Raw genomic sequence first — 12,510 nt, forward strand, 5'->3', positions numbered from 1 at the left:
TTAATCGATGGTGCGCAGCAGCTCGTTGATGCCCACCTTGCCGCGGGTTTTCGCATCCACTTTTTTCACGATGACCGCGCAGTACAGGCTGTATTTACCGTCTTTTGACGGGAGGTTGCCAGACACCACCACGGAGCCCGCAGGAACGCGGCCGTAGTGAACTTCACCGGTTTCGCGATCGTAAATACGGGTGCTCTGACCGATGTAAACGCCCATGGAGATCACGGAGCCTTCTTCCACGATCACGCCTTCGACCACCTCAGAGCGCGCGCCGATGAAGCAGTTGTCTTCGATGATGGTTGGGTTAGCCTGCAGCGGTTCCAGTACGCCACCGATGCCGACGCCGCCGGACAGGTGAACGTTTTTACCGATTTGCGCGCATGAGCCGACGGTCGCCCAGGTATCAACCATGGTGCCTTCGTCAACGTAGGCGCCGATGTTCACGTAGGAGGGCATCAGCACGGTATTGCGGGCGATGAACGCGCCCTGGCGAACCGCCGCAGGCGGCACCACGCGGAAGCCTTCTTTCTGGAAACGCGCTTCGTCGTAGTCGGCGAATTTCATTGGCACCTTATCGAAGTAGCGGCTTTCGGCGCCGTCGATAACCTGGTTATCGTTGATGCGGAAAGAGAGCAGCACGGCTTTCTTCAGCCATTGATGAGTCACCCACTGACCGTCGATTTTTTCTGCCACGCGCAGCGCGCCGGAATCCAGCAGGGAAATCACCTGGTTTACCGCTTCACGGGTCACGGTATCCACATTTGCCGGGGTAATCTCGGCGCGACGCTCAAAAGCGGACTCAATAACGTTCTGTAACTGCTGCATTGTTTACTCTTTCCATTTCACTAAAAAACATATCACCCTTTATCGTTTGGATTGAGGGCTGCTGTCAACCGTTGTTGTACTTCAAGCTGAAGGTCATTATTAAGCGCACGTCGGTCGGCCGTGGCGATTATAAATAAATCTTCTACTCGCTCGCCAATGGTTGTAATTCGGGCGCCGTGAAGCGAAATTCCCAGATCGGCAAAAACCTGGCCAACGCGGGCAAGCAGCCCAGGCTGGTCGAGCGCGATCAGTTCCAGGAACGATTTACGGTCGGTATGGGTCGGCAGGAAATTGACCTCGGTATCGACGGTAAAGTGGCGCAGTTTTGCGGGCTGGCGGCGCGGCTGGGGCGGCTGCCAGCTGCGCTGGGTTATGGCCTGCTCCAGCCCAAAGCGTATCGCTTCATGCCTGTCCGACGACAGCGGGCTGCCGTCCGGCTCCAGCACGATAAAGGTATCCATCGCCATGCCGTCGCGGGTGGTGAAAATCTGCGCGTCGTGAACGCTCAGGTTACGCCGGTCCAGTTCGGCACAGACGGCGGCAAAGAGATACGGCCTGTCCGGGCTCCAGATGAAAATCTCGGTTCCCCCACGCGTGGCCTGCGGGCTAAGAAGGATCAGCGGTTTGGACAGATCGTGATTCAGCAGGTGCCGGGCGTGCCAGGCAAGCTGGTTTGGCGTGTGGCGCACGAAATAGTTGGCGCGACAGCGCGACCAAATCTGGTGCAGCGCCTCTTCGTCAATGTTGTCCATCCGCAGCAGCGCCAGGGCCTGAAGCTGGTGGTGGCGCACGCGTTCGCGCATGTCCGGGACGTTTTGCATCCCGCGGCGCAGCTGTTTTTCGGTGGCGAAATACAGCTCGCGCAAGAGACTCTGCTTCCAGCTGTTCCACAGGGTTTCGTTGGTGGCGCAAATATCCGCCACCGTCAGGCAGACCAGATAGCGCAGGCGATTTTCCGTTTGCACCGCTTCGGCGAACTGCTTGATAACCTCCGGGTCCTGGATATCGCGGCGCTGGGCGGTGACTGACATCAGCAGATGATGGCGCACCAGCCAGGCGACCAGCTGCGTCTCGCGCGAGTTCAGGCCGTGCAGCTCGGCAAATTTAAGGATGTCCTGCGCGCCCAGCACCGAGTGGTCTCCGCCGCGGCCTTTGGCGATGTCGTGGAACAGGGCGGCAATCAGGATCAGCTCGGGGTGGTTCAGGCGCGGCCACAGCTCTACGCACAGCGGGTGCTTCGCGCGCGTCTCTTCTTTTGCAAAACTTTCCAGCTTGAGCATCACGCGGATGGTGTGCTCATCCACGGTGTAGGCATGGAAAAGATCGAACTGCATCTGGCCGACGATGTGCGACCACTGGGGCATATAGGCCCACAGCACGCTGTGGCGGTGCATTGGCAGCAGACCGCGGCTAACGGCCCCCGGATGGCGCAGCATGCTCAGGAACAGTGAACGCGCCTCCGGGATATAGCACAGCGGCTGTTTCAGATGGCGGCGGGCATGGCGCAGATGGCGCAGGGTGGTGGAGTAGATCCCGGTAATGGTGCTGTTGCGCACCATGGTATAGAACATGCGCAGGATCGCTTCCGGCTCGCGGATGAACAGCGTTTCGTCGCGCAGATCGATAAGCGTGCCGCGCAGCTGAAATTCGTCGTCAATCGGACGCGGTTTTTCGTCGGCGGGCAGGGCCAGAATCGCTTCATCGAACAGCTGCAACAGCATCTGGTTGAGCTCAGTGACGCGGCGGGTGACGCGGAAGAAATCCTTCATCATCTGTTCAACCGGCTCGTTGCCTTCGCCCTGATAATTAAGACGCTGCGCCACGCTGAGCTGACGGTCAAACAGCAGGCGGTTATCGTAGCGGGTCACTTCCAGATGCAGGGCAAAACGGATGCGCCACAGCAGATGCAGGCACTCGTTCAGTTCGTTACGTTCGGCCTCGGTTAAAAAGCCAAAGCCGACCATCTCGTCCATTGAGGTGGCGCCAAAGTGGCGGCGGGCCACCCACTGTAGCGTGTGGATGTCGCGCAGGCCGCCCGGGCTGCTTTTGATGTCCGGTTCAAGATTGTAGCTGGTGCCGTGGTAGCGCTGGTGGCGCTGATTTTGCTCCTCAACCTTGGCGGCGAAGAACTTTTCAGAAGGCCAGAAGCCGTCGCTGAAAATGTGTTTTTGCAGCTCCAGAAACAGCGCGACGTCGCCAATCAGCAGGCGGGTCTCGATCAGGTTGGTGGCGACGGTCAGGTCGGATAGCCCTTCCAGCAGGCACTCTTCCAGCGTACGCACGCTGTGGCCAACCTCCAGCTTGACGTCCCAGAGCAGCGTCAGCAGCTCGCCAATTTTCTGTGCCTGCTCGTCCGGCAGCTTTTTACGGCTCAGAACCAGCAGGTCAATGTCTGAGAGGGGATGCAGCTCGCCGCGGCCATAGCCGCCTACGGCGACCAGCGCGACGTCGCTGACCTGCCCGAACCCATAGTCTATCCACAGGCGCTGCAGAAGCTGGTCGATAAATTCGGTGCGCGCTTCGATAAGCTGTTCAGCGGAGATGCCCGCATCGAACGCGCTCCTGAGCCAGCGCTGGAAGACGTCCATATGGGCCTTAATGTCGGCGCAGGTTAACTCGCGCTGCGGCCAGACGCCCGGGTTGTCGGGCTGATCGGGCAGGGTGGGAAGTGCCGTATTTGCATACTGTTCAGGTAAAAGATTGCTCATCGTTCGCCACCCATAAGGAAAAGCTATCGCCATTAAAAAAGCCGGCAATCGCCGGCTTCTTATCACTCATTGTTCGTCAGTATTGCCGGGATGGTGTCATCCTTGCGCAACGTCATTATTTCGCAGCCGTTGTCGGTTACCACAATAGTATGCTCGTACTGCGCAGACAAGCTCCGGTCTTTGGTCTTCACCGTCCAGCCGTCTTTCATGGTGCGAATGCGGTAGTCGCCCGCGTTGACCATCGGTTCGATGGTGAAGGTCATGCCTTTTTGCAGCACTACGCCGCCGTCATCCGCATCATAGTGCAGAACCTGCGGCTCTTCATGGAAGACGCGACCAATGCCGTGACCGCAGTACTCGCGCACCACGGAGAAACCTTCAGCTTCAACGAATTTCTGAATCGCCGCGCCGATTGCGCGCAGACGAATGCCTGGCTTCACCATCTTCAGCGCAAGATAGAGACTCTCTTGCGTCACTTTGCACAGACGCTCGCCGAGGATGGTCGGCTTGCCGACGATAAACATCTTCGAGGTGTCGCCGTGGTATTCGTCTTTAATCACGGTCACGTCGATGTTGACGATGTCGCCGTCCTTCAGCAGCTTTTCGTCATCCGGAATGCCGTGGCACACCACTTCATTAATAGAGATGCAGACCGATTTCGGGAAGCCGTGATAGCCCAGGCAGGCAGAAACCGCGTGCTGCTCATTCACGATGTAGTCGTTGCAGATACGGTCCAGCTCGCCGGTGCTGACGCCCGGCTTAATGTGCGGCTCGATCATTTCCAGCACTTCAGCGGCCAGACGACCGGCGACGCGCATCTTTTCAATTTCTTCAGGGGTTTTAATAGAGATAGCCATGTAATCTGTCCATCAGCGTCGATTTTTTCGACAATACCAGTCTAAGTGTTGTCAATGGTATCAGTCGGGCGCACCTCGTGCCAAATTGAGAATCATTAACAGCACTCACAGCCAACAACTGTTGGTTTCTGGTCGTGTTTTGTGGTATAAAGCGCGCCGGACTTCCGATCCATTTCAGATACACAGGCTGGACGGAAGCGATAATCTCACTTTGTGTAACAACACACACGTATCGGCACATATTCCGGGGTGCCCTTTGGGGTCGGTAATATGGGATACGTGGAGGCATAACCCCAACTTTTACTATAGAGGTTTTAAACATGGCAACTGTTTCCATGCGCGACATGCTCAAGGCTGGTGTTCACTTTGGTCACCAGACCCGTTACTGGAACCCGAAAATGAAGCCTTTCATCTTCGGCGCGCGTAACAAAGTTCACATCATCAACCTTGAGAAAACTGTACCAATGTTCAACGAAGCCCTGGCTGAGCTGAACAAGATTTCTTCCCGTAAAGGTAAGATTCTGTTCGTTGGTACTAAGCGCGCTGCAAGCGAAGCTGTGAAAGATGCTGCTAACAGCTGCGACCAGTTCTTCGTGAACCATCGCTGGTTGGGCGGCATGCTGACCAACTGGAAAACTGTTCGTCAGTCCATCAAACGCCTGAAAGATCTGGAAACCCAGTCTCAGGACGGTACTTTCGATAAGCTGACTAAGAAAGAAGCGCTGATGCGCACTCGTGAACTGGACAAGCTGGAAAACAGCCTGGGCGGTATCAAAGATATGGGCGGCCTGCCAGACGCGCTGTTCGTAATCGATGCAGACCACGAGCACATCGCAATTAAAGAAGCTAACAACCTGGGTATCCCGGTATTCGCTATCGTTGATACCAACTCCGATCCGGACGGTGTTGACTTCGTTATCCCGGGTAACGACGACGCAATCCGTGCTGTTAGCCTGTACCTGAGCGCTGTAGCTGCTACCGTTCGTGAAGGCCGTTCCCAGGATCTGGCTTCTCAGGCGGAAGAAAGCTTCGTAGAAGCTGAATAATAAGGTTTTACCCCTTATTAGTACCGTGTATGAATAGGGGCCAATTTTCGGCCCCTTTTTTCAATTTATACTGTTTGGCTTCTGGCCGGGCAGTTCACATCTCCCGAGGATTTAAGAATGGCTGAAATTACCGCATCCCTGGTAAAAGAGCTGCGTGAGCGTACTGGCGCAGGCATGATGGATTGCAAAAAAGCGCTGACCGAAGCGAACGGCGACATCGAGCTGGCAATCGAAAACATGCGTAAATCCGGTGCGATCAAAGCAGCTAAGAAAGCAGGCAACGTTGCTGCTGACGGCGTGATCATCACCAAAATCGACGGCACCTACGGCATCATTCTGGAAGTTAACTGCCAGACTGACTTCGTGGCTAAAGATGCTGGTTTCCAGGCCTTTGCGAACAAAGTTCTGGACGCAGCTGTTGCTGGCAAAATCACTGACGTTGAAGTGCTGAAAGCACAGTTCGAAGAAGAACGCGTTGCGCTGGTTGCTAAAATCGGTGAGAACATCAACATCCGTCGCGTTGCTTCCCTGGAAGGTGACGTTCTGGGCTCTTACCAGCACGGCGCGCGTATCGGTGTTCTGGTTGCGGCTAAAGGCGCTGACGAAGAGCTGGTTAAGCAGCTGGCAATGCACATTGCTGCTAGCAAGCCAGAATTCGTTAAGCCAGAAGACGTGTCTGCTGAAGTTGTAGAAAAAGAGTACCAGGTTCAGCTGGACATCGCCATGCAGTCTGGCAAGCCAAAAGAAATCGCAGAGAAAATGGTTGAAGGCCGCATGAAGAAATTCACCGGCGAAGTTTCTCTGACTGGCCAGCCTTTCGTAATGGATCCAAGCAAGTCTGTTGCTCAGCTGCTGAAAGAGCACAACGCTGACGTAACTGGCTTCATCCGCTTCGAAGTGGGCGAAGGCATCGAGAAAGTTGAGACTGACTTCGCAGCAGAAGTTGCTGCCATGTCCAAGCAGTCTTAATGATTGAAAAGGAGCCGCCTGAGGGCGGCTTCTTTTTGTCACCCGTCATACAAAATCAGACAGGCTCTACTACCGCTATGCTGATTTGCGGCATAACATGTCGCCAGAATTAACCCCCATCTTAATCGTTGACAGTCTCAGGAAAGAAACATGGCTACCAATGCAAAACCCGTGTACAAACGCATTCTGCTTAAGCTGAGTGGCGAAGCGCTGCAGGGAACGGAAGGCTTCGGTATTGACGCAAGCATCCTTGACCGCATGGCACAGGAAATCAAAGAACTGGTCGAACTGGGTATCCAGGTTGGCGTGGTGATTGGCGGTGGCAACCTTTTCCGTGGTGCTGGTCTGGCGAAAGCGGGGATGAACCGCGTTGTGGGCGACCACATGGGTATGCTGGCAACCGTGATGAATGGCCTGGCAATGCGTGATGCACTGCATCGCGCCTATGTGAACGCCCGCCTGATGTCCGCTATTCCACTGAATGGCGTGTGCGATAACTACAGCTGGGCAGAAGCGATCAGCCTGCTGCGCAACAACCGCGTGGTGATCCTCTCCGCCGGTACGGGTAACCCGTTCTTTACCACTGATTCCGCGGCCTGCCTGCGCGGGATCGAAATCGAAGCCGACGTGGTGCTCAAAGCGACCAAAGTCGATGGCGTGTTTACTGCCGATCCGGCAAAAGATCCTGCTGCAACCATGTACGATCAGCTGACCTACAGCGAAGTGCTGGATAAAGAGCTGAAAGTGATGGATCTTGCCGCTTTCACGCTGGCTCGTGACCACAAACTGCCGATCCGTGTCTTCAACATGAACAAGCCAGGCGCGCTGCGCCGCGTGGTCATGGGTGAAAAAGAAGGCACTTTGATCACGGAATAATTTCCGTCGGCGATAAATACAGGTAAGATTCCGCTTTATTTTGTAGTGGTTTCTTACCTGGACGCGCCATTGGCGCTGTCATGAAATAAACGCGACTATACTTAGCACACCTGTAGCGCTGTGCTGGCGGATAGTCTGCCTGAGACAAGTTTTCAAGGATTCGTAACGTGATTAACGACATCAGAAAAGATGCTGAAGTACGCATGGACAAATGCGTTGAAGCGTTCAAAAACCAAATCAGCAAAATCCGTACTGGCCGCGCTTCTCCAAGCCTGCTGGATGGCATCATCGTAGAATATTACGGTACGCCTACGCCGCTGCGTCAGCTGGCGAGCGTGACTGTAGAAGACAGCCGTACGCTGAAAATCAACGTATTCGATCGCTCTATGAGCCCGGCTGTTGAAAAAGCGATCATGGCGTCGGACCTGGGCCTGAACCCAAGCTCTGCGGGCGCTGACATTCGCGTTCCACTGCCTCCACTGACCGAAGAGCGTCGTAAAGACCTGACCAAAATCGTGCGTGGCGAAGCCGAGCAGGGTCGTGTTTCCGTGCGTAACGTGCGTCGTGATGCGAACGACAAAGTGAAAGCGCTGCTGAAAGACAAAGAGATCAGCGAAGACGACGATCGTCGTTCTCAGGACGACATTCAGAAGATGACTGACGCGGCCATCAAGAAAATTGATGCGGCGCTGGCAGAAAAAGAAGCGGAACTGATGCAGTTCTGATTTCTGTCGTACACTGATAAACGCCGTTCAGAGGGCTTCATGTCTTGCTGGCGGCGTTTTGCTTTTATCTGGTCTAACTTTTTCCGGGCATTTCATGAAGCATTTAACTCTTCTTGGCTCAACCGGCTCTATCGGTTGCAGCACTCTCGACGTTGTTCGCCACAATCCTGAAAACTATACGGTGACCGCGCTTGTTGCCGGTAGGAACGTACAGCGTATGGTCGAGCAATGTCTGGAGTTTACTCCCCGCTACGCGGTGATGGATGACGAGGAAAGTGCTCGCCAGGTAAAATCGCTGTTGAAAGAGCAGGGCAGCCGCACCGAGGTATTGAGCGGGCAGCAGGCCGCCTGCGAAATGGCAGCGCTGGATGAAGTTGATCAGGTGATGGCGGCAATCGTCGGGGCGGCAGGGCTTCTGCCGACGCTTGCCGCTATCGATGCTGGTAAAGAGGTATTGCTGGCGAACAAAGAGTCGCTGGTGACCTGCGGACGCCTGTTTATGGAGGCGGTTAAGCAGCGCGGGGCGCGTCTTTTACCTGTTGATAGCGAACACAACGCGATTTTTCAGAGTTTGCCGCAACCTTTTCAACAGAACCTGGGTTACGCTGACCTGGAGCAGAATGGCGTTGTATCAATTCTGCTCACCGGGTCTGGTGGCCCGTTCCGGGAAACGCCCCTGTCTGAACTGCGCGCTATGACGCCGGATCAGGCGTGCCGTCATCCGAACTGGTCGATGGGCCGTAAAATTTCCGTCGACTCCGCTACCATGATGAACAAAGGTCTGGAATACATTGAAGCGCGCTGGCTGTTTAACGCCTCGGCGAATCAGATGGAAGTGCTTATTCACCCGCAGTCGGTGATTCACTCAATGGTGCGTTATCAGGACGGTAGCGTACTGGCGCAGCTGGGTGAGCCGGATATGCGAACGCCTATTGCACACGCCATGGCGTGGCCAAATCGCGTGAAATCCGGGGTGAAACCGCTCGATTTCTGCAAGCTCAGCTCACTCACCTTTAGCGAGCCTGACTACGATCGCTATCCGTGCCTGAAGCTGGCGATGACCGCTTTCGATCGCGGACAGGCGGCTACGACGGCGCTGAATGCCGCCAATGAAATCACCGTTGACGCATTTTTGAAGCAGCAGGTCCGCTTTACGGATATTGCCGCATTGAATCAGGCGGTGCTGGACGAGATGGATTTGCGCGAACCGCAAAGCGTGGAAGACGTGCTGAAAGTGGATGCAGAAGCGCGTAGGGCGGCACATAAACAGGTGACGCGTCTCGCAGGCTGGTGATAAAGCAACCACTAATTGTCGTGCTATTTGTTAGCGTTGGGCTTCGGTGATATAGTCTGCGCCACCTGATCGCAGGTATTTGACTTAATGTGGTCAGGTAAGCCGTGGTTTGACACGGCTTTTTTATGTATAGGCTTCAGTATTCCTGAGTACCGTTAAATCCTTTTCAGGGACTAAAAACGCGTTATGCTGTCTGCGAATCAACCAATAAGCGAAAACTTGCCAGCACATGGCTGCCGTCATGTTGCAATCATCATGGATGGCAACGGCCGCTGGGCGAAAAGACAAGGGAAGATACGAGCCTTTGGGCATAAAGCTGGGGCGAAGTCCGTTCGCCGCGCCGTTTCTTTTGCCGCCAATAACGGCATTGATGCGTTAACGCTCTATGCTTTTAGCAGTGAAAACTGGAATCGACCGGCGCAGGAAGTGAGTGCGTTGATGGAGCTGTTTGTGTGGGCGCTCGATAGCGAAGTAAAAAGCCTGCACCGCCACAACGTCCGCCTGCGCATCATCGGCGATACCCGTCGTTTCAACTCACGTTTGCAGGAACGTATTCGCAAGGCAGAAGCGCTGACGGAAAATAACACCGGCCTGACGCTCAACATTGCGGCGAATTACGGCGGACGTTGGGACATTATTCAGGGCGTTCGGCATTTGGCCGAGCAGGTTCAGGAAGGGCTATTAAGTCCCGACCAAATTGATGAAGAGGCGCTGGGTCAGCAAATCTGCATGAATGAGCTGGCGCCTGTGGATTTGGTAATTAGGACAGGGGGAGAGCATCGCATCAGTAACTTTTTGCTTTGGCAAATTGCCTACGCCGAACTTTACTTTACAGATGTTCTTTGGCCCGATTTTGATGAACAAGACTTTGAAGGTGCGCTGCATGCCTTTGCCAATCGAGAGCGTCGTTTCGGCGGCACCGAGCCTGGTGGCGACAACGCCTGATGGGGGTAGCTTTTGCTGAAGTATCGCCTGATTTCCGCTTTTGTTTTAATACCCATTGTCATTGCGGCGCTGTTTTTACTGCCCCCGGTGGGATTCGCTATTCTAACGCTGGTGGTGTGCATGCTCGCCGCGTGGGAGTGGGGGCAGCTTAGCGGCTTTACGTCGCGAACTCAGCGAGTCTGGCTGGCGGTGCTCTGCGGCTTTTTACTGGCCCTTATGCTCTTTACTCTGCCGGAATATCACCATGATATTCACCAGCCGCTGATCGCAGGCTCATTGTGGATTTCCCTTGCCTGGTGGATAGGGGCCCTTTTGCTGGTGCTTTTCTATCCCGGTTCGGCGGCCATCTGGCGTAATTCTAAAATATTACGGCTCATATTTGGCCTACTTACTATTGTTCCATTTTTCTGGGGTATGCTCGCGCTTCGCGCCTGGCACTACGACGACAATCACTATAGCGGGGCGCTATGGCTGCTTTATGTGATGATTCTCGTCTGGGGGGCTGACTCCGGGGCCTATATGTTTGGTAAACTGTTCGGCAAACATAAGCTGGCACCGAAAGTGTCTCCAGGTAAGACCTGGCAAGGATTTTTCGGTGGCCTTGTAACGGCGGCGATAATCTCCTGGGGCTACGGCGTCTGGGCGAATCTGGAAGTCGCGCCGTCAACGCTGCTTGTGTGCTCAATTTTCGCTGCGCTGGCATCGGTACTCGGTGATCTCACCGAAAGTATGTTTAAGCGCGAAGCAGGGATTAAAGACAGTGGTCACCTTATTCCAGGGCACGGCGGTATTTTGGATCGCATTGACAGCCTGACAGCGGCTGTTCCTGTGTTCGCTTGCCTGCTTTTACTGGTGTTTGGGACGATTTAACGGAAGGTTTTATGCTGAGCATTCTCTGGAATCTGGCGGCGTTCATAGTTGCACTGGGTGTGCTGATTACCGTGCACGAATTTGGCCATTTCTGGGTTGCTCGGCGCTGCGGCGTCCGCGTAGAACGCTTCTCCATTGGCTTTGGTAAATCACTCTGGAAACGCACCGACAAGCACGGTACTGAGTTTGTCGTTGCGCTGATCCCTCTGGGTGGCTATGTCAAAATGCTCGACGAGCGCGTCGAGCCTGTCGCCCCGGAACTCCGACACAGCGCGTTCAACAACAAGACCGTTGGGCAACGCGCCGCTATCATCGCTGCCGGTCCGGTAGCCAATTTCATCTTTGCTATTTTTGCCTACTGGCTGGTGTTTATCATCGGTGTTCCCGGCGTGCGCCCGGTGGTGGGTGAAATTGCGGCAGACTCTATCGCGGCGAGTGCGCAAATTACGCCGGGAATGGAACTTAAAGCGATTGATGGTATCGAAACCCCTGATTGGGATGCCGTGCGCCTTCAGCTGGTGGCCAAAATCGGTGATGCAAAGACAACCGTCAGCGTAGCGCCGTTTGGCACTGACCAGCGGCAGGAAAAAGTGCTGGATTTACGCCACTGGCGTTTCGAGCCTGACAAAGAAGACCCGGTGGCTTCACTGGGGATTCGACCGCGCAGCGCGCAGCTTGAGCCGGTATTAGCCGAAGTACAGGCAAATTCGGCAGCGAGCAAAGCGGGTTTGCAAGCGGGGGACAGGATCGTTAAAGTCGATGGTCAGCCATTAACACAGTGGATGACCTTTGTTACTCTGGTGCGTGATAATCCGGGCACATCGCTCGCGCTGGAAGTTGAAAGGCAAGGGAGTCCGCTCTCTTTGACGCTGATTCCGGATACGAAATCGGGAAGCGGTAAGGCGGAAGGGTTCGCAGGCGTAGTGCCAAAAGTGATCCCTCTGCCGGATGAGTACAAGACAATACGCCAGTATGGGCCGTTTAGCGCCATTCTTGAAGCCACGGATAAGACATGGCAACTGATGAAGCTAACGGTCAACATGTTGGGGAAATTGATAACCGGTGATGTCAAACTGAACAACCTCAGTGGGCCGATCTCGATAGCTCAAGGGGCTGGGATGTCAGCGGAGTTCGGGGTGATTTACTATCTCATGTTTCTTGCGCTCATTAGCGTGAACCTCGGGATAATCAACCTGTTTCCGCTTCCCGTTTTAGACGGGGGCCATCTGCTGTTTTTAGCGATTGAAAAGCTAAAAGGCGGACCGGTATCCGAGCGAGTTCAAGACTTTAGTTACCGCATCGGCTCGATTTTGCTGGTGCTGTTAATGGGGCTTGCACTTTTCAATGATTTCTCTCGGTTGTAAGAGAGTTAGTTAGGAAGAACGCATAATAACG

At 54.6% G+C, this 12,510-nt stretch carries 11 protein-coding genes; 8 read left to right on the plus strand and 3 right to left on the minus strand.

The features are described 5' to 3' along the window. The 3 genes from dapD to map all read right to left on the minus strand — a co-directional run bounded on the left by dapD (position 1) and on the right by map (position 4,390). Positions 1-825 (minus strand): 2,3,4,5-tetrahydropyridine-2,6-dicarboxylate N-succinyltransferase, encoded by an 825-nt coding sequence (gene dapD, locus V1599_RS06860; protein WP_008501915.1) that lies wholly within the window; start codon positions 823-825, stop codon positions 1-3. 32 nt (positions 826-857) lie between these two features. Beyond that, the gene (gene glnD, locus V1599_RS06865) at positions 858-3,533 is read right to left on the minus strand and encodes a bifunctional uridylyltransferase/uridylyl-removing protein GlnD (protein ID WP_112012843.1); all 2,676 of its coding nucleotides are present in this window, start codon (positions 3,531-3,533) and stop codon (positions 858-860) included. 62 nt (positions 3,534-3,595) lie between these two features. After that, the gene (gene map, locus V1599_RS06870) at positions 3,596-4,390 is read right to left on the minus strand and encodes a type I methionyl aminopeptidase (RefSeq protein ID WP_395301245.1); all 795 of its coding nucleotides are present in this window, start codon (positions 4,388-4,390) and stop codon (positions 3,596-3,598) included. Positions 4,391-4,710: 320 nt separating this feature from the next. Between map and rpsB the strand changes: the two genes are divergently transcribed. The 8 genes from rpsB (at position 4,711) to rseP (ending at position 12,479) form a co-directional block, all read left to right on the plus strand. Next, a complete protein-coding gene (gene rpsB, locus V1599_RS06875; protein WP_003856207.1) occupies positions 4,711-5,436 on the plus strand; it encodes a 30S ribosomal protein S2 in 726 nt (241 codons plus the stop codon). A gap of 117 nt (positions 5,437-5,553) precedes the next feature. Continuing rightward, complete coding sequence (gene tsf / locus V1599_RS06880; RefSeq protein ID WP_006810044.1) at positions 5,554-6,405, plus strand: translation elongation factor Ts; 852 nt, start codon at positions 5,554-5,556, stop codon at positions 6,403-6,405. A 150-nt stretch (positions 6,406-6,555) separates the two neighbouring features. After that, positions 6,556-7,281 carry a UMP kinase gene (gene pyrH / locus V1599_RS06885; protein WP_112012846.1) on the plus strand — a complete coding sequence of 242 codons (726 nt, stop codon included), beginning with the start codon at positions 6,556-6,558 and terminating at the stop codon, positions 7,279-7,281. Positions 7,282-7,448: 167 nt separating this feature from the next. After that, positions 7,449-8,006 carry a ribosome recycling factor gene (gene frr / locus V1599_RS06890; RefSeq protein WP_112012848.1) on the plus strand — a complete coding sequence of 186 codons (558 nt, stop codon included), beginning with the start codon at positions 7,449-7,451 and terminating at the stop codon, positions 8,004-8,006. Positions 8,007-8,100: 94 nt separating this feature from the next. Then, positions 8,101-9,300 (plus strand): 1-deoxy-D-xylulose-5-phosphate reductoisomerase, encoded by a 1,200-nt coding sequence (ispC, locus tag V1599_RS06895; RefSeq protein WP_395301246.1) that lies wholly within the window; start codon positions 8,101-8,103, stop codon positions 9,298-9,300. A gap of 186 nt (positions 9,301-9,486) precedes the next feature. Then, positions 9,487-10,245 (plus strand): (2E,6E)-farnesyl-diphosphate-specific ditrans,polycis-undecaprenyl-diphosphate synthase, encoded by a 759-nt coding sequence (gene ispU, locus V1599_RS06900; protein WP_112012851.1) that lies wholly within the window; start codon positions 9,487-9,489, stop codon positions 10,243-10,245. 12 nt (positions 10,246-10,257) lie between these two features. Beyond that, positions 10,258-11,115, plus strand: a complete 858-nt coding sequence (gene cdsA / locus V1599_RS06905; protein WP_112012852.1) for a phosphatidate cytidylyltransferase — start codon at positions 10,258-10,260, stop codon at positions 11,113-11,115. Between the two features lie 11 nt (positions 11,116-11,126). Next, entirely contained in the window at positions 11,127-12,479 is a 1,353-nt protein-coding gene (gene rseP, locus V1599_RS06910; protein WP_112012855.1) for a sigma E protease regulator RseP, read from the plus strand. Positions 12,480-12,510 lie beyond the last annotated feature (31 nt).

Origin of the sequence: Enterobacter sp. ECC-175, assembly GCF_043968675.1 — a bacterium.
Classification (GTDB): Bacteria; Pseudomonadota; Gammaproteobacteria; order Enterobacterales; family Enterobacteriaceae; genus Enterobacter.